This window comes from Candidatus Uabimicrobium helgolandensis, assembly GCF_041508025.1.
GTDB classification, from domain to species: domain Bacteria; phylum Planctomycetota; class Uabimicrobiia; order Uabimicrobiales; family Uabimicrobiaceae; genus Uabimicrobium; species Uabimicrobium helgolandensis.
The window spans coordinates 5,355,638-5,374,278 of sequence record NZ_CP165719.1 but is presented as its reverse complement, the minus strand read 5'-3'; the positions used below and the strand labels follow the sequence as shown (position 1 = coordinate 5,374,278).

At 33.3% G+C, this 18,641-nt stretch carries 17 protein-coding genes; 9 read left to right on the top strand and 8 right to left on the bottom strand.

The window, feature by feature from the left end:
- Window positions 1–173: 173 nt before the first annotated feature.
- From UABHE_RS19810 to UABHE_RS19800, 3 genes are all read right to left on the bottom strand, one after another.
- A complete protein-coding gene (locus UABHE_RS19810; RefSeq protein WP_372364989.1) occupies window positions 174–626 on the bottom strand; it encodes a hypothetical protein in 453 nt (150 codons plus the stop codon).
- A 185-nt stretch (window positions 627–811) separates the two neighbouring features.
- Window positions 812–2,398, bottom strand: coding sequence for a leucine-rich repeat domain-containing protein (locus UABHE_RS19805; protein ID WP_372364988.1), 1,587 nt, complete (start codon window positions 2,396–2,398; stop codon window positions 812–814).
- A 108-nt stretch (window positions 2,399–2,506) separates the two neighbouring features.
- On the bottom strand, window positions 2,507–3,487 hold the full coding sequence (locus UABHE_RS19800) for a hypothetical protein (protein ID WP_372364987.1): 981 nt from the start codon (window positions 3,485–3,487) through the stop codon (window positions 2,507–2,509).
- A 73-nt stretch (window positions 3,488–3,560) separates the two neighbouring features.
- On the opposite strand from UABHE_RS19800, the gene UABHE_RS19795 reads away from it, so the two are divergent.
- The gene (locus UABHE_RS19795) at window positions 3,561–3,695 is read left to right on the top strand and encodes an IS1 family transposase (protein ID WP_372371651.1); all 135 of its coding nucleotides are present in this window, start codon (window positions 3,561–3,563) and stop codon (window positions 3,693–3,695) included.
- 425 nt (window positions 3,696–4,120) lie between these two features.
- On the opposite strand, the gene UABHE_RS19790 is transcribed toward UABHE_RS19795, so the two are convergent.
- From UABHE_RS19790 to UABHE_RS19780, 3 genes are all read right to left on the bottom strand, one after another.
- A complete protein-coding gene (locus tag UABHE_RS19790) occupies window positions 4,121–6,847 on the bottom strand; it encodes a tetratricopeptide repeat protein (protein WP_372364986.1) in 2,727 nt (908 codons plus the stop codon).
- Window positions 6,848–7,293: 446 nt separating this feature from the next.
- Window positions 7,294–8,904, bottom strand: a complete 1,611-nt coding sequence (locus UABHE_RS19785) for a DUF11 domain-containing protein (protein ID WP_372364985.1) — start codon at window positions 8,902–8,904, stop codon at window positions 7,294–7,296.
- A complete protein-coding gene (locus UABHE_RS19780; protein ID WP_372364984.1) occupies window positions 8,901–9,404 on the bottom strand; it encodes an RNA polymerase sigma factor in 504 nt (167 codons plus the stop codon). The genes UABHE_RS19785 and UABHE_RS19780 overlap by 4 nt, the downstream gene beginning before the upstream one ends.
- Window positions 9,405–9,775: 371 nt before the next feature.
- Between UABHE_RS19780 and UABHE_RS19775 the strand changes: the two genes are divergently transcribed.
- Both UABHE_RS19775 and UABHE_RS19770 read left to right on the top strand, forming a co-directional pair.
- Complete coding sequence (locus UABHE_RS19775; RefSeq protein WP_372364983.1) at window positions 9,776–10,126, top strand: hypothetical protein; 351 nt, start codon at window positions 9,776–9,778, stop codon at window positions 10,124–10,126.
- 15 nt (window positions 10,127–10,141) lie between these two features.
- Window positions 10,142–11,023, top strand: a complete 882-nt coding sequence (locus UABHE_RS19770; RefSeq protein ID WP_372364982.1) for a hypothetical protein — start codon at window positions 10,142–10,144, stop codon at window positions 11,021–11,023.
- A gap of 457 nt (window positions 11,024–11,480) precedes the next feature.
- On the opposite strand, the gene UABHE_RS19765 is transcribed toward UABHE_RS19770, so the two are convergent.
- The gene (locus UABHE_RS19765; RefSeq protein ID WP_372364980.1) at window positions 11,481–11,816 is read right to left on the bottom strand and encodes a BrnT family toxin; all 336 of its coding nucleotides are present in this window, start codon (window positions 11,814–11,816) and stop codon (window positions 11,481–11,483) included.
- 192 nt (window positions 11,817–12,008) lie between these two features.
- Here UABHE_RS19765 and UABHE_RS19760 point away from each other — a divergent pair, with 192 nt between their 5' ends.
- The 4 genes from UABHE_RS19760 (at window position 12,009) to UABHE_RS19745 (ending at window position 15,215) form a co-directional block, all read left to right on the top strand.
- Window positions 12,009–12,569, top strand: a complete 561-nt coding sequence (locus UABHE_RS19760; protein ID WP_372364979.1) for a leucine-rich repeat domain-containing protein — start codon at window positions 12,009–12,011, stop codon at window positions 12,567–12,569.
- A gap of 58 nt (window positions 12,570–12,627) precedes the next feature.
- Window positions 12,628–13,017 carry a hypothetical protein gene (locus tag UABHE_RS19755; RefSeq protein ID WP_372364978.1) on the top strand — a complete coding sequence of 130 codons (390 nt, stop codon included), beginning with the start codon at window positions 12,628–12,630 and terminating at the stop codon, window positions 13,015–13,017.
- Entirely contained in the window at window positions 12,930–14,003 is a 1,074-nt protein-coding gene (locus UABHE_RS19750) for an IS3 family transposase (protein WP_372371650.1), read from the top strand. The genes UABHE_RS19755 and UABHE_RS19750 overlap by 88 nt, the downstream gene beginning before the upstream one ends.
- Before the next feature lie 243 nt (window positions 14,004–14,246).
- Window positions 14,247–15,215 carry a leucine-rich repeat domain-containing protein gene (locus tag UABHE_RS19745; protein ID WP_372364977.1) on the top strand — a complete coding sequence of 323 codons (969 nt, stop codon included), beginning with the start codon at window positions 14,247–14,249 and terminating at the stop codon, window positions 15,213–15,215.
- Between the two features lie 69 nt (window positions 15,216–15,284).
- On the opposite strand, the gene UABHE_RS19740 is transcribed toward UABHE_RS19745, so the two are convergent.
- Entirely contained in the window at window positions 15,285–15,806 is a 522-nt protein-coding gene (locus tag UABHE_RS19740; RefSeq protein WP_372364976.1) for a hypothetical protein, read from the bottom strand.
- A gap of 806 nt (window positions 15,807–16,612) precedes the next feature.
- On the opposite strand from UABHE_RS19740, the gene UABHE_RS19735 reads away from it, so the two are divergent.
- Together UABHE_RS19735 and UABHE_RS19730 are read left to right on the top strand one after the other, a co-directional pair.
- Window positions 16,613–16,894: a hypothetical protein gene (locus UABHE_RS19735; protein ID WP_372364975.1), complete on the top strand. Its 282-nt coding sequence runs from the start codon at window positions 16,613–16,615 to the stop codon at window positions 16,892–16,894.
- A 611-nt stretch (window positions 16,895–17,505) separates the two neighbouring features.
- On the top strand, window positions 17,506–18,630 hold the full coding sequence (locus UABHE_RS19730; RefSeq protein ID WP_372364974.1) for a hypothetical protein: 1,125 nt from the start codon (window positions 17,506–17,508) through the stop codon (window positions 18,628–18,630).
- Window positions 18,631–18,641: the final 11 nt, after the last annotated feature.

Sequence of the window (18,641 nt, the reverse complement as noted above, 5' to 3'; positions counted from 1 at the left end):
CATTAGCAATGCAAAAACAGAAGGAATCTTACCTCTGCGACTATTGTTTTCATTTTAGTTTCGTATAAGAATATTTCATTTGATAACTAAATTTGAATTGATGTCCATGCCGGATTTGTTGTTCTTGCAACTAAAATGGTACCTTTAGGAAAACGCGTGAAGTCATCTGTTGATTACAATAGAAATACTTGCTCTTCAACAATTTCTGGGCTACCAGGAATTCCGCGTAGTACGTCTGTAGCGATTTGTTGTTGCGTTTCTTCATGCAAGTTCCCCCTGGGAAAGATAACTAGATCTTTTTTTTTGTGCAGATGGTCAACGCAATATTGAAGCGCCTGTATGTTTTTCTCGCGATTTACGCCATCTTTCTTGCGAATAAATTCAATACCGTGAAAAAACATACGTCCAATAATATAACGTGTTAGTTGCGAAGAGAATGTGAGAGCGGGAAATCTACGATTGCGCAAAAAGCTATTTTGATACACCCAACCATCGCAAGCACCATTACGGTGTAAGTTTACAAAGAGAATAGGTTTTGTATCGGGGAGTTTGTCAAGATAGACATTGTTAATTTTTGAGAAGTACAAATGCACCAAAAAAGAGTTGATAAAGGATCGTATATCCATATTTTTTTATAGGTGGGTTTGTTCTAGTGTAGTGTTATACGTTGTTGTTGGTAATTTTATTTGATAAAATCACCAATTTCTATATTTGATAAACCACAGTTGTACAATTCAAAAAAATTGCGTAATTTGATGTTGTCATTCCCAACCATAACTTTGAGAGAAGTCTTTCCAATTAAAGTGGCTTTTTATTGAGCTTTCCAAGAACCTCGTACACGAAGTAGCGGAAGATTATCTAATTCTTGTGGCGGTATTTTAATTTTTGTATTAACAAAATATATCTCTTGAAGAGATTGTAACTTGCTTATTTCTTCTGGAAGTTTTTCTATTTTCGTACCGCTTAAGTTTAGTTTTTCCAGTAGTGTTAGTTTTTCTATTTCTCTAGGAATAGTTCTTATTTTTGTATCTGCTAAATTTAAATACTGAAGAGACGACAAGTGTATTATCTCTTTTGGAAATTTTGTTATATGTGTACGAAATAAATTAAGTGTTTGCAGTTGCGATAGTTGCTTGATTTCAGAGGGTAATTTCTTAATTTTTGTTGCACATAAATCTAAATGGCATAGACAAGTTAGTTCGCATACTTGTTCTGGAAGTTCGAGTATTTCCATAATGGATAAGCCGAGTGTATGCAAGGACATGAATAGCCACTTTTCTGTTAATAATTCCTCAATATTTGCATTTTGTATATAAAGTTCCTCCAGTGAAGATAGCTGTGCAATTTCTTTTGGTATGAGCAATTTTTCTTGCAGTAATTCACTTCCCACAGAAAGCTCGCGGAGAGAAGTGAGCTTTCCTATTTCTCGCGGAAGTTCACTCAATTGCGCAAAAGATAAATCAAGAACTTCAATAGCTATTAATAAACCAATTTCTTTTGGTAACTCTCGTAATGGTACAAGATATAAGTTGAGATTTCGCAGAGAAGTAAGTTTTCCTATCTCTTTAGGAAGATATGTTATATATGTCTCCTCCAAGTTAAGATTTTGCAGAGAAGATAATTGTCCTATTTCACTTGGCAACTCAAGAACTCTTGTTCCCTCTAAGTTGAGGTTTTGCAGAGAGGATAATTTTCCTATTTCATTTGGCAGTTCTAATAAGGTAGAGAAATATAAGTTTAGGTTTTGTAGAGAGGATAATTTTTCTATTTCTTTAGGAAGATGCGTTATACGTGTGTATTTCAAATTAAGATCTTGCAGGGAAGATAACAAACCTATTTCATTTGGTAGTTCAATCACCCCTGTCCTCCCTAAGTTGAGATTTTTTAGTAACGATAATTGTCCTATTTCACTTGGCAATTTTCTTATGTTAGTACTTGCTAAATTAAGATTTTTTAGTAACGATAATTGTCCTATTTCACTTGGCAATTTTCTTATATTAGTACCTGCTAAATTAAGATTTTGTAATGATGATAATTGTCCTATTTCACTTGGCAATTTTCTTATGCTAGTACCTGCTAAATTAAGAGTACAAAGAGAAGATAACTGAACTATCTGTTTAGGTAATTTTTTAATCTTTGTGTCGTGTAAATCGAGAGTTTGAATAAAAGAAAATTTTTCGAAATCTTTGCATATAGAGCGTAAAGTAACATTGTCCGAAAAATTACAATTTGTGAAAGTACTATTCTCAATTGACTTGAAAATAACTGAAGTACGGAAACTACAGTTTTCAAATACACAATTGACAGGAGTATATTCTTTCGACTCTCTTAAAAAGAAAGCGCACCCACTGTAAACCATATTGTCTTTTATGCTTCTCAAAGATTTTCCTTTTATCAATGTAGTACTCCTAAAAACAATTTCGGTATACAATCATCGCTTCTTAGTCGATCCTTGAATTTGAACACCAAAAATTCGAATGGACCAAATTACCTGATAACTAAGTTATTAGTAAACATGAGTACTTTCTTCTTCCGTTGTTGGTGGGAAGTTCAATTCTTCTAGTGAGCCAGAAGTTAAATACACTCTCACACGAGCATCGCCTGGTTGTATAGCTTTTCCCTTAATTTTCCATTTTATTTGTCTTCTAGGTAGCAATTCTAAATACGGGATAACTGTGACGCGTTGACCCATTATAATGCATGTACTATCACCGCTTCCACTAATGGGTGAGATTTCTTTGGGAAATATAACTTCTATTTTTATATTGCGATGTAGTGACGTTCCTTGATGTGTTACTTCTATAACATAGGTAGTTTCTTCACTCACCGCTAATGAATCGGTAGTATCGAAGCATTCTAGTAATAAACGATATTCTAATAAGCAACCCATCCATTTTGTACAACACTCTGCTTGCTCATGAATACCTTCTGCCGTATTAACAGTTACTCTTAAACAATGTTTACAGCCTTTACAAAGAATTACCACTGGGTATTCTTTTTTTTCTCCAACACCTAGTAAGCCAACATCCCAAGTTGCCAAACGATCAGAAATAGAAGCGCAACCTTCGGCAGAGATAAACGAAATCGAATCAGGCTTTCCATAAACCGTAATAAAACTTCCACGGATAGTTACATCGCTTAGTTGTATGTTTCCCGTATTTTCGATAACAATCGTTACTCTAGCACGCTTACCTGAAAATGCGATACCTGGACAACTTACACTTACATTTAATCCAGGCTTTATGCCGTTACTCGCTATTTTTTTGTGATGGTTAGTTTTAGACAAAATCTTTTTCTGAGTTTTTATTTGAAGATGATTAGACTTCTGCTGCGTATTTTCCTTTAAAAAGTTTTTCCTTTTTATAGGTGTAACTAGTGAAGGTTTACTAGAGCTATTCTTCGTCCTTGGTTCTATGGCTTTACTACAACTACATACCATCAACGAAATAAACAGTGCCGCACCAATAATCTCTAAGAATTTTAGCATACTCTCATCACCTCTTTACTTATTGTTGATCACCACTTCATGAACTTTACTAGATCGGCAACCAGAAGATGTAATCGAGTGGGATGAACTACATTCTTTTGTTGGAAAGAAAGGGAATGAGCGATGGCTATGGGTTACTCTTTGTAGAAGGACAAGGCAAGTTTTATCTTTTGATATTGGAAGTCGCGATGGCCTTCGTTACCCTTAGCTTAGTTGTTAATCAACCTTACAATTATCTCACTTGCCGTAGTTACAGTGACTTCTATGCCTCGTGCAAAAAATTCCCTTTTAATACTCAAGTTTCCAAAAACAGTGGAAAAACGGCTCATACCGAAAATTGGAATGGTATTCTTGGTCAATGAGATTCTCGCTATGTTCGAAAAACTCTTTCCTATTCCAAGAATGATTATCGGCACCAACTTACCACTAAATTATTCATTTTTTACTACAATATCGACATTAAGAACAGTTATTACTCTTGACCATACACTATTTTACCAACGCCCCTATTTAAGCTGTGGAATATGATATGCTAATGTTGCTTGAATAAATTGAAACTTTTCTATAATACTTTGACAAAAAGGTTTACCAGAAGCTACTTTTGTTTTATTCATTCTTTTAAAAATAACTACCTTAGTCTATTTTTTCTACTTCAGAAGGAGTTTTCCCTGAGAGTAATAACTCAACTTTCTTTCGTATTCTAGGTAAATTTTGCGAATAACGAAATGCTTTTTCTTTTTCACCTTTCCAAGCATAGTACAATGCTAAAGTATCTAGATAAAGAGAAGAAAATTTTTCCAATTCTTCTAAAAAACTTTTTTTTATATCTTTGCTACTTTCGATTCGATAACTGTATGAAACGTAATAGTTAATTATTTGTAAGTTTTTAGGAGATAAAGAAATACCTTTTTCAAAATCTCGTAATGCTTTGTCTTTTTGTTTTGTTAGATCATATAGTATTCCGCGCGACATATATTGGCGGCCTTTATCGTCTAAAACAGAAGTATCTACAACATAATCATTTGCTTTACTCTCTGAATCTAAAGAAATAGCTTTATTAAAATCTTGTAAAGCTTTGTCGTAATCTTTTGTACTCCTGTATACGATTCCACGCTGAGAATAAGCCAAAGAACTTTTAGGATCGAAAACAATAACTTTGTTGAAGCTATCAATAGCTTTATTCGCGTCATTTAGACCTTGGTGGTAATTTATTCCACGCCAAATATAGGCATCTATGTATTTCGGGGCAATAGATATTGCTTGATTAAAATCATTTAAAGCTGCCACAAAATTTCCTTGATGAAAATACTGCTGACCTCTTTTAGTATAAGAGCTTTCTAGTTCAACTCCTTCTTTAATAAGATTTGTATAATATATCTCACTTTTAGATTGCCTTGTGATACTTGTAAGGTGATAAGATACAATTCTTGCAGGCTCTGTAAAATTTTTATCTTTGTGTAAGCCTTCTACTTTTGAATTAGCATATTGAATAGCATTCATTGCCGCAGTAAGACCTTTTTTTGCATTCGCATTTTCTAATGCTAACTCTTTTAATACATCTCTTGTTCTTTCAGCAGACAAGTTGATTTTCCATATTCCCAAAGTTAACCCAAAAATAACAATCGTGATGCTTATGACAACCGCTGCACGTAGTTTTTTTATCATTTTTTCTTGAGAAAATTTAGCTTGTACTATGTTTTGAATTTCTTTTTCTAGTTCTTTCACTGCATCACTAGATCTGTCTAGATCAACTATAAGAGACCTTGCTAAGCCAATATCTTTGTTTAGTAGAGCTGCATGTGCATAAGAGACACAAACTTCTGTCAGTTTTGCAAAAGCTAAAGAATTTTTTTCCCACAATCTCAATGCTTGTTTAAAACCAAAAACGGACTCTGCATATTTATTATATAATGAAAAGTTATCTGTTTTTTCTTGGCTAAGTTGTTGACAATGCTTAAAAATTTTAAGCGCGTCATTTGCGATAATTATACTTTCGCGATGTTGTAAAAACTCTTGTATGGCCGATTTAAATTCTTCTACTGTTTCGTAGCGTTTTTCTATTTCTTTTTGTAATGCTTTCGTACAAATATTTTGTAGTTCTTGAGGTATATCGTCGTTAAACTTAGGAACTTTACCTGAACATGCTGATTGAATTATAGCCCATGAATTTTCTCCGGTGTGAGGAGGTTTCCCCATTAAAATTTCATAAAGTATAGACCCTAATAGATAAGTGTCTGTTCCAAAACATATATCTTTACCAAATCCATTTGCTAATTCTGGTGGCATATAGTGAGGTGTGCCCATTGGAAAATTTATTGTAGATTTATCAACTATATATTTGTTGTGTTGTTCGTCTACACTTGTCGCAATTCCCCAATCCATAACTAAAATTTCTTCGAATTCTCCCACCATAATATTATCAGGTTTTAAATCATTGTGGGTAATTCCTTTGCTATGAGCAAATGAAATAGCTTTACAAACATCTAGTAAAATTGCTAAATGTTTTTCTAGACAATATGTTGGGTCATCTTTACCATCTAATATTTTTTTCCACGAAGTTCCTCTTACGAGTTTCATTGCTAGTATAATTTCGCGATTTTCAACTTCTTTGATATCATAAATAGGAACAATATTTGGATGATCAAGATACGCGGTTGTAATAGCTTCAGATAAAAATCTCTTTTTATAAACAAAATTTTGACTTAAATCTTGCTTACAATTCAGTTTTTTTATGGCAATTTTTCGATGCAGACTTTCTTGTATTCCTGTAAAAATAAGACCCATACCACCTTGATTAATTAGATTTTTTATTTGATACTCATTGCTGATTTTTTCTATTGAATTAGATATTTGTGTATCAATTATAAATGTTTGTTCTTGTATTTCATCTAAAAGAGTTTCTTTATTTTGATCTACTAAATCATTAGAGACTATTAACGTTTTGTCTTGATTGATATCATAGGTCGTTATATCTTCTTCTTCAAAATATTGTCCTTTGTAGGTACGCATACAATTTATATTATCAATATCGATTTTAAGAGTTTTCCAAGTATCTAAATGGGGATTTTCAATAACTGTTTTTGTATCACTCAAGGAAGTTTTTGGTATTTTTTTTTGTAGTAATGCTAATAAATGATTTGCTTTTGCATGTTTTGGTTCAAGCTTTAATGATTGTTGAATATTTTTAATTGCGATATCGTATTTTTTTTGTTTTATAAAAAGCATAGCACGTCTAACATATCGAGAAGCTGTTTCATCTATCGCAATCATTTCATCTAAAACAACCAATGCTTTTTCCCAGTTTCGCTGAAAAATAAATATATCTCGTTCGGCACGTAGCTGATTAAGTTGTTCATCCATTGAAATACCTCTCATAAAAAAAATCTAGTGAAGCAGAATAAAGTAATCTGAGTTGGTAAAACATCGGCAAAGTTTGTTATTCTGACAACTATTTACAGCAAAACAAGATAATTATTTCTATTATATTCTAAAAAATTATTTCTGTAAAAATTAGGGTCTGTCATGAATTCAGTTAAGCTAAGGTTTCTCATCTCTTACTCCCTGCAAAATAAGGATTTTATACTCGTTGCGATGTCAATTTTTGCTATTTGAGAGTTTCAACAAACACTTGGTTAAAGAATTGTGTGAAATTGCTTTGTATTCGGTGATGTAGGAAATAAACTCGCGAGGACCTAACTTTCTCCATCCAGTAAAATTTCAACTGATGGGCTATAGTCTGAGCTAAGAATGACCTCGCGAAATTAAATAACATCTTTAGAGCATGAAAAAATTTTAAGCGGTATGTATTATTTATATATGGTTGTTGATTCTTCTAGTTTTATTATATCTTTAAATTGATCATAAGAGATTTCGACTTTGTTTTTTACACTTCCTTGCTCTTTTGCAATACACTTTATTTTGTAAGTATACGTTTTGTTTGCTTCTAGACGTTTTATTGGCAACAGCGTCATTACATTATTTTCAATGCTTATCTCTTGTGGTTCTGCCTCTACAAGCTGCATACCTTGAGGAATAATATTTTTCACTTGTACATTTGTAGCAGTGTTTGTTCCTTGATTTTTAAGAGTGATGATGTACGTAGTTTCTTGCCCAACTTCTACCGGATCGTTGGTATCGTATGCTTCAACTAGCATAACTACTAAGTCATACAAAAAAACTTCCCATTCTTTTTGGTAGCGATCATTATTGCTTTGTAAAACAATTTTACCTAGCGCTTTGCCTTCTTTTAATGCCTTGATGTCCATCTCAATGTGTATAGATTGTTTTGGAGCTAGTGAAATTATTGTCGATACTTTGTTGTTTTCTTCTATTTGAATATCGCGATTTGCCGAGACATATTGTAGGTTGTCTGGGAAATCCCAGGTAATTTTTGCATTTTCCATTTGGGTATTGCCTGGGTTCATAACAATAAATTTGTATTTTTCCGTTGTGAGTGGTGAGTGATACTTTGGACTTTCTATTTGTAGGAAATTTTGTGGGATATTTTGTTTTTGCTTTTTAGGAATAAGTTTTAAAGTGTGTTTCCAATGGGGATAAGTATGGCTTTTTAATGTCAGTTCTTCCGAAGTAATCTTTGCAAGGTAGTAACCGGTATTCCATTCTTCTTTTCCTAGTCCAACTATCTGCTCTAAAAATTGAATCTCTTCTCCTATGCGAAATGTTTTTGGTACGCCATGGTACCAATTATTTTTTCTCCACAAGCTAAAATAGGTTGTTACTTGTTGAGCACTTACTTTTGTTACGGTAATTTTACGCTTCTCTTCGTAAGTATTTACTGTCGTTGACTCAATGTAGTTACCTTCTACATATCCTTCCCCAGAAATTACTTGCACTACAAGAAAAAATGTTAAACTGATTAATTGCTTTTTCATATCTATTTCCTTTTTTTGTGATAGTTGTAATTTTATAGTTCCCTTGTTTATCTCAATCAATGAGAGTAGCGTTTGTACTTGTAATTTTTTCGTTGTTTTAATAGTACCTGTACCGTTTTGCCAGTAGATGATATTATCTTGATGAAATTTAGCTAAAGAAATCTCGGCAAGAGGTTGCAAGCGCAAAAAACCACTACCCCACGTAAAATTTGCATCTTCGCTACCTACATTTTTAAGATCGTTGTTATAAAGTTCCTTTGTGGCAACAAAACGGTTATTTTTTTTGTCAAATGTAGCAAGTTCTCCTTCAAAATTGATTGTCTTTGTTGACGAGAAAAATACAAGAGTGCTGAGTGTAGCTACAACGATAAAAATACTTGCAGCTGCAAAGGCAAAAATAAACTTTCGCCGGTGGAGTTTTCTCTTAGCAGCGCTAAAAATTTTTTGACTTTGGTTACGATCATGAGCAAAATATTGCCATAAGATCTGTTCTAATCGTTTGTCTTTCCAGTCATCTTGTTTCATGTTCTATCCTGACGAGTCTGTTTTTGTGTAATACATCGCGATAGTACAGTACGCAAACGATGCAATTTTGTCTTTACGGCTTGGCTGGTCTTTTGTAGTAAAGTAGCGATATCTTTTATAGAATAATCTTCGCGATAGCGCATGTGTAGCATGTGTTGATCCTTACTTTGCAGTTCATCCATACACTCGCGTACAAAAAGAATTGGATCATGGTCTTCATCTTGCTGCCATGTAACTAATATTTTTTCTACCTCTATTTTTTCATAGGGAATCGTCCGATTGCTTCTCTGGTATTCGCGTAATACTCTAACTGCAAAACCGCGTAACCAAGCCTTTACACTTCCTTTGTTAGGATCAAAACTCCGCTTTTTTTCAAGCGCTCTAAAAACAACTTCTTGGACAAAATCTTCTGCCTGGTGTTTGTCATACAAAAAAATATTTGCATAACGCAACAAATGCGGTATGGCTTCTATTATTTTCCGTTCAAACATAGATTTCATAATTATACTTTCTTTTACAGCTTGGTTATTTCATAAGTTTAATGACGGTTCAGGAGTGCTTTATACTTCTTATTGACGAAGAAGCACAAAAGGTTACACTAAAAATTTTATTAAAGTGATTTTTATGTGAAAATGTACCTATTTATTTAGAGCCTGTCATCAATTAGTAAAAACTATTCAAAGTATAAAGTATAGATTTTATAGGACTCACGAGTTTTTTAGTATAATGTTTTAATTGATGATACGCCTACCCATTTAACTTTCGCACAGAAATGTTACATACACGTTACATTGCAACCAGCAAAACAGTGGTACACTATCATACAGGTACTCAAACTGATAGTGAATCTTTTCCGATATGGGAGAAAGCAATGCGTAATATACTAATCTTTATGCTGTTTTTAAATTGCCTTTTACAAGCACAAGATTTGACCACTTTAGCTCTGGAAAAAAACGATGCAAAAGCAATCACTACTCTACGAAAGATGGGAAATAACGGCTTACAAATGCTATTGCAAAAATATCATTGTCTGCCTACAGAATTAAAATCCCAAAAACGTCTATTTGATGTTATTGACCGCGTTTCTGGACAAAAGCATGCCATTTTTTCTGGCTTGTACTGGTACACAGACATCCAAGAGGCAAAAAAAATCGCGCAAAAAAACAATAAACCGATTTTACTACTACAACTTCTTGGAAGATTAGACGAGGAGTTTTGTTGAGCAAACGGACGTTTTATGCGTACCGTGTTGTACGCGAATAAACGACTTTCCACTTATCTTCGCAATAATTTCATTTTATGCTGGCAATCAGAACGTCCTGTGCCTGTTGTTACAATTGATTTTGGCAATGGCCGTATTGTTAAACGTACCATTACTGGTAATGCAGCTCATTACGTAATGGATAGTCAAGGGAATCTACTGGATGTTATTCCTGGTATTTATAGCGCAAAAACTTTTCAACAGGTGCTAACGGAAAGCTTTCGACTTTGGGATATGGTTAATGATGTTAGTGGTTTCAGGCGTGAGTTAATATTGGAAGCACACCATCGTGTACGTCTTAAAAAAATCCGCAAAGCTTGGAACCGCGATTTAAAAAAGTTAGGTTTAACAAATATTTCTCAATCAAAGCCTAGTGGTAGTTCCAAATCTATGCGAGCGGTAAGAAGAACAAAGAGTAAAAGAGGTATCGAGATTCCAGTAATGCAAATTGTTCAAAAATTACCTGGAATATCTACTTTACGCCAAAAAACCTTAAAAAGTACATGGCAACAAATGGCGCATTTACATGGCGAAAATGCAAAGCTTGATAGCGGAAGTCTCAATTTTATCAAGTGGCAAAATCCCATAAAAATTACCGCTTCTAAAGCGCTTATCGAAAATCCATTAGCACGTTTAATAAGTAATTTTGAACAATCTCTCGCAGTTGATACTATTCGCAACGAATATGAATTCCATTCTCAGATCCATCAATGGTTTTGCGAAGGCGAACAAACAAAAGGTTTTACTTATATCAACAACCGTGTATTTAGTGAAATATTTTTGACACCTGCCAATGAACCACTATTAGATTTAGGAAATGCTTACACAGGACTGCGCTCCGGTGGCATTCATAACTAAATAGAAATTTTTGGGAGTGATAAATCCATCTAGTACATTGTAACATTAATTCTTGTCTTAGTTCAAAAGTAGAAATTATGTTGATTTGCGATGTCCTCACATCAGCTAAAGCTGATTACTCCTCACAGGGGAGTTTACGTATATCAAAAAGTACTGAAAAACATACGTAGGTCCTGCCGTGGGAGAACAGCTGGCTGCGCCAGCAGGAGGGGATCGCAAACCTTTGTAAGTATTAGTCCTCAAAGTCAATGCGAATTAATGTTACAGTGCACTAGCAGATGATTTTGCTTTATCCAAATTTGTAAAACAAACTGGTAGATACGGTATTTCTGGGAAATTTTTTCGACTTTTTATTGCACATGCTATCGTTAATTTCCTAGTTAAATGGCAAACGACCCAACCTCAAATCACAGTCTCGTCTACCTACCACACCTTTTGCTAAAATGTTATAGGTATGTTAACCACGGTTGAATAAAAATGCACGATCATCACCTGCTTGATAACTTTTACGCTCTCCTGAAGTAGCACGTCGTGCAGAAATAATATTAATCGCATCGTTCCATTCGCGGTAAACTACAATAATAATACGTTGCTTGTTTGACCAACCGACAGTAATAAAACGTTCGTAATTAAAGGAATGTAGCGTGTCAGCAATTGTTTGCGCTAGGGGATGATGAAAAACACTTGCAGCTTCCTCAAAAGAAACTTTGTGTTTTTGATGGTTTTTTTTGGCCTTGTCACTGTACCAAACATAACTGGATTCTTGATAATTGTAGTGAGATAAATCGGTCATTTTATTTTTTAGAGCTATGACATCGTTAGATGTCTCTCTATTTACAAAAGTATAGTTTGAATAAACTACCAACATTTGATAAAAAATTCTATATCAAGATAATTATACCACAATTATGAAATAATCGCAATTCTTGTTATACAGGTCAGCTCTACAAGTCTTATTATAACCAGAAAAACAAGGAAATTTCAAATGGAAGTAAAATCTAGATCATTAGAATTAATAGAAAATTACACTTCATACTACGGTTGCGTTTTTTTCTTAAGTAGCCATAAAAAATATAAAATAAAGGAGTGTATTTTTGACAACTGTAGTTTTCGAACAGATGTAGTTTTTAGTCAAATAGAAAACTGTCAATTCATCAATTGTAACTTCTCAAATAGATTTTGTTTATATCCATCTTCAACATCAGGTTTATTAAAAGAAATTGGTCAACTATTTTCTCTTACTGAACTAGATTTGAGTAATACGAAAATAGCAGAGTTGCCAATAGAAATCTGTCAACTTCCTTCCCTAACACACCTAAATTTAAGTGATACCGAAATAAAAGAATTGCCAAAAGAAATTGGACAACTTTCTTCTCTTACTCATCTGAATTTAAGTAGCACACAAATAACAGAACTACCAAAAGAAATTAGACAACTTTCTTTTCTCACTTACTTGAGATTAGATTCAACAAACATAACGGAAATACCAAAAGAGATTACTCAACTTTCTTTTCTCATTCATTTAAACTTGCCCTCTGTGCCATAATAAGTGAGACACCTTAAAATATCAATTTAGAATAGTAGGGTGAAAAAGGAAAATACAGGTGTCGCAAAAAAATGAAGAAATCCCAAACCCAGAATTCCAAGAAAAAAAGCTTACAAGACGAAAGCGAACAATAGAGTACAAAAAAGAGATAATAAAAAAAGTGGATGCATTAGCCGGAACAGGTAAAATAGGAGCATTCTTGAGAAAAGAAGGCTTGTATTATGCCGCAGTAAAAAAGTGGAGAGACAATTACGAATCGGGGAAATGGGAGCAAACAAAGTTGAAAAAAACAGATAGAAAAATAGACACTTCAGCAGAAATAACCAAATTGAAAAAAGAAAAAGAAGCTTTAGAAAGAAAATTAAAACGAGCAGAGCTAATAATAGAAGCTCAAAAAAAAATATCCCAAATACTAGAGCTGTCAGAGGAAGAGAACGATACGAAATAATGAAAGCAGTAGCTATTTTAGCGAACGATATAGGAGTAGTAGAAGCTTGTAAAAGTTTTGGCATAGCAAGAGCAAGTTGGTATCGTTGGAAAAACGGAGGAAAAAAGATAAGGAAAAAGGGTTGCTATCCCCATGCGCTAACAAAAAAAGAAAAGGAAAATGTTTTAGAAATTTTAAACTCAGAGCGTTTTGTTGACATGTCGCCGCGAGAGGTTTATGCGATATTGCTAGATGAAGGAAAATATCTATGTTCTTACAGAACAATGTATCGTTTATTGCACGATCAAGAGAGCTCGCAAGAAAGGAGAAAACAAAGGCAGCATCGTAATTACGAAAAACCAGAACTACTGGCTACGGCTCCGAATTGCTTATGGTCATGGGACATCAGTAAATTAAAAGGTCCAAGAAAGTGGAACTACTTTTATTTATATGTAATTTTGGATGTATATAGTCGCTGTGTTGTCGGTTGGACAATTGCCGAAAAAGAATGTAAAAAAATAGCTAGTGATTTAATTGAAGAAACGACGGTAAAGCAAAAAATCCCTAAAGGACAACTTACAATACATGCTGATCGCGGAGCCTCAATGAGGTCGAAAAATGTTGCACTTTTACTCTCTGATTTAGGAATAACAAAAACACATTCGAGACCTTACGTTTCAAATGATAACCCCTTTAGTGAAAGTCAATTTAAGACTTTGAAGTATCGACCAGATTTTCCTGAGAGATTTGGTTCTATACAAGATGCGCGAAGTTTTTGTCGGACATTTTTTCTGTGGTATAACAAAGAACATCGGCATACTGGAATAGCTCTTTTTACTCCTGAAATGGTGCACTATGGACAAGTTCAGCATTTTTATAATATTAGAAAAGATACTCTCTATCAGGCATACTTACAAAATCCTGGACGTTTTAGAAAAGGTATATCTATACCTAAATTAGTACCTGATGCTGTTTGGATTAATCCTCCCAAACAAAACTCTATATAGTTTTTTTTCTTCCCTTGCTTTTATTGGGAAGGAAAAAAATAACGAATATTATTTACTTGTTTTGAGAATAAAGGTTCGTAGCTGCTTTTCGATGAAAGCAAAAATCTTGACAGATTTTCTGGCGAGATTTTTGACTCAGCGAAAAGTTGCGGAGATGCTTTATGGCCGCAATACTTATCACTTATGATGGAGAATTTTTTAACGAATTTGTTTTTTAGTGTCTCATTTTTCTTGACACATTCCGTGAGTTGGACCAAAATAACAGAGTTACCAAAACAAATCGGTCAGCTTTCTTCTCTCATTCGTCTATATTTGAGTGGTACTCGAATAACAAAAATACCAAAAGAAATCGGACAACTTTATTCTCTTACTCACCTATACTTGAGTAATACTGAAATAACAGAATTACCAAAAGAAATTGGACAACTTTCTTCTCTTACTCACCTATATTTGATTAATACTAAAATAACAGAGTTGTCAGACTTCTTTTGGCAACTTTCTTCTCTAGCTCATCTATATTTGAGTAGGACACAAATAACAAAAGTACCAAAAGAAATTGGACAACTTTCTTCTCTAGTCCATCTATATTTTAGTAGTACTGAAATAACAGAATTACCAAAAGAGATTAGTCAACTTTCTTTTCTCACCAACCTGAGTTTGGCACACACAAAAATAACAAAGGTACCAAAAGAAATCTGCCAACTTTCTTCTCTAGCTCATCTATATTTGAGTGGTACCGAAATAACAGAATTACCAAAAGAGATTAGTAAGCTTTCTTTTCTTACTCATTTATACTTGGATTATACTAAAGTAATAGAAGTACCAAAAGAGACTGGTCAGCTTTCCTCTCTTAATCATCTAGATTTGAGTGGTACCAAGATAACAAAATTACCAAAAGAGATTGGTCAGCTTTATGCTCTCACTTATTTATACTTGAATTGGACCAAAATAACAAAATTACCAAAAGAAATCGGCCAGCTTTCTTCTCTTACTTATTTAAATTTGCAATCGACAAGTATAGCACGACTACCAAAAGAGATTGCACAACTTTCTTCTCTTACTTATCTATACTTGAATTGCACCAAAATAACAGAATTACCAAAAGAGATTAACCAGCTCTCTTCTCTTACTTATATGAATTTGTCGGGCACAAAAATCACAGAATTACCAAAAGAAATTGAACAACGCTCCTGTCTTCGTATTCTCAGTTAAAGACAACAAAAAAGTGCACAACTAAGAAACATTTGATACATCAAACTAACTTACTACAAAATAAATAAATTACAATTTTGTAAGATGGTTGTCCAACATCTCCAAAAACAGTGGTAGTTCAGGTAGGCATCCTGGTCCTAAATTTGCATTACACATTCCTTCAGCATCTATTGTCACCGAACGAAAAGTGGTCATTCCATGTGGTGATTGTCCAAGAATAAAATATCTCATTTTTTTTGATTCTTTTTCTTGTATTACCGCCGAAAAATAAGGGGCTAAAACACTTCTCTCTTTGCTATCAAAAAGTTCTTCTACAGAGTTCATCATATTTACTGGAGGTGGAGTTGGGTAGGTGATCACATAATAGTCATGATTTTCAAAACTTCCGGCATCTACTGCTAAAGCGTTCATTGCTTCAGGCGTTGGTTCATCATTAGCTTGCATGCAAGTTAATGTATAGAAAAACATCGCTCCAAGTCGACCTATTTTGAGTTCTGTAAGAACTTTTTCTTTTTCGTTAAAGATATATGGTGGAAGTATATAGTATGCCATTGTATAACAATTTTGGGCTACTGAGTTTTTTTCTGCCATTAATATCACTCCTTTGTAAAATAATGTAATGTTTAGGACCCACAGTTTTGTCAGGCCACTTACAATTACTTTACCACATCATTTGTAAGCTTTGCATATTTATCTATGCAAGAATTAATAGTATAGTGATCTGTAACTTAGAAACAGTAAAGTTCAAAACGAAAATTTGAGCTAAAAGATTCATCATCAACTTTATGGTACTAGTAATTTCAATAACAAAATTAATAATACAATCTTGACCATAAGCATTAAAATATTTTACAATAACGCGTATCTATGGTTTGAAAGAATTGATAGTCCTTAGGAATGCGGCGAAAAACAATCTACTATTTTACATGATTTTTTATCCATCAGCGTCGTTATTTTTCACTTACAGAATACTGCTATGCGCATTCAAAATACCTAGCTGATGAATAAAATTTCTATGTAAAATTTGGTATATTATTCTTTGCTACATCTCTTCTTTAAAAACCTTGATTTGTATATAGCAATTTTCCACGAGTTTATATTGCGTAATATTATTTCGCAATTTCTTATTTTATTAGAGCGCATTGGTATGTGTTTTTTTAGCAAATTTGTACTTTGAGAGAGTGAAGCTTACATTACTATTTCTTGGCTGTAATGCGCAACGGCAAGAAAGCTCTATACCCCAACTTTACAAAAATGATTCTCTTATTTTCAAGAGTATTAAAGCCTTATTAGTAACGATACTGCATGTTTTTAAATGCTTTGCTATTGTCCTAGACATCAAAAAAACTAGATGTCAACACGTTCTAAATATTGTAGTTAAATTGAGGAAACAAAATATGAAATTTTTTTACTTATTGATCTTTATTTTTGTTATTGGTTGTTCAAGTACAGAAAGAATTGGAGATTTTACTGCTTTAACTGTGAATAGCTTTGATTCTAGCGAATACGAAGTACTTGGAAAATTCGAAAGTGAAGAAAAATATGATATTAAATCAGCAGTAGAAGATTGCCTAGAAAAAGGAAAAGGTGATTTATTGATAAATGCAGTGATTGAATATCAGAATGGAGTGTTTACTGAAGGATATATCGTCAGAGGAGATGTATGTAAAAAAAGATAAAGCTAATAGAGACATTTCTGTATTAGGTAGTTATAGATCTTTTGATTCAGGATGTAACTTTTGCGTTTTTGATAGTATTTATGAGAGGTATACTTACTAACAACTTCTTTTATAGAAAACTTTGAGCCAAAATTAGGCTATAAGTTTTCTGTGGTTGTTTGATAAGTAGCTCTCTACCTCTCTTCCATCTCCACTTTTGTCCCCTCAAAACCGCCATGTGCTTTTTAAGCGCAGACGTTTCAACTATTCATTGAGCTGTATATGAAATTCTCATTTCACGAAGTATTCTATAAGTTTTACTTTACAAAAAGTACATCTTATCATTTGCGCTAACTTCATTTCTATATTTATGTTTAGACTTTTCTCTTATTCTCCATTTCTTGTCATTTCACTGACAACATAATTTACGATAAAATCCAAACTCACTCCTTTAGAACATCTTTCATAATTAGCTCTTGCTGCCTCAACTGTTTCTTCTTTCCGTGAATTTAAGGTGCCAACAAGACCTTAAAAAATTTTTAGAAATTTAATGTACCAAAAAAACACAACGCAAGGGATATGTTTACAAGTACAATGTTAGGTTTCGAAATATCAATGTCAAAGGAGCACAAATGCAAAAAATATTATTGATGATTATGATCGCTTTTACCTTATATGGAAGTCTTGCTGCACAAAATCTTTTTCAATCTATAAGTTTAGACGAGGCCTATGTTCAGGCTGAAAAAAGTAATAAATTTATCATTGCTTATTTTGTCAAAAAGCACTCTAACTTTGATAAAAAAATGCTAAACAGTACGTGGAAAAATACAAAGATTAGGTCTTGGTTAAAACAAAATATAGCGGTCAAAATACCTATATTAAAAAGTAAGAATGCAAAAATAAAAACATCGACTATTTTGATTATAAATCCGATGCGTAAAATCGTAAAAAAAATTAACCAACCTCTATCAGCAAAGCAATTATTAAACATCATTGACCACTATACCTCGGTAGTAAGTATTGAAGCTTTCGTTCCTAAAATTTTTTACTTAGGAAAAAGGATTAAAGCTAAGGTTTCTGTAAAATGTGAAGTTGACATCTCTAATGCTAAGTTAATTATGAAGGCTTCTAAAAACTTGACATGTATTGCGAAAAATAATACAGGTAAAACAGTTGGAGAGAATACTTTTCTTCTTGGCAATCTCAAGGCAAATAAAATGAGGGAGCTAACATTCACATTTGTTACAAAAGTGCCAGAAAAACATTCTTTAGAGTTTTCTGTTGTAAGTAATAAATATAATGCCGTACGGCGTTATCAAACTGAAGCAAAAGGTTTCCCTGCAATTTTATTAGAAGTTATCGATACTACCGACCCTATTATGATTGGGCAAATGACTACATATGTTATAGAAATTACAAATGCTGGGACAATAAAGGATAAAAATATTGTTGTTGAAGCAGTATTCCCGAAAGGGTTACTTCCTGTATCGATTATCCCTAGTGATCCCTTAGAAAAATATAAAAAAAGACCGCAATTCCACAAAATAGGGTCTTCTGAAGGGCTAATTAAAGGACACAAAGTTGTTTTTTCTCCCGTAGATCTTGAAGCGAAAAGAGGAGTTCGTTACAAAATTAAAGCGTTAGCAGTAAAAACAGGGGAACACCGTTTAAAGATATGGATGTTCTCTGATTTTTGTAAGTATCGCGTTTTAGAAGAAGAGTCCACATTTGTATTTGCATCTAAACATAATAAGTAATCTAGGAGGAA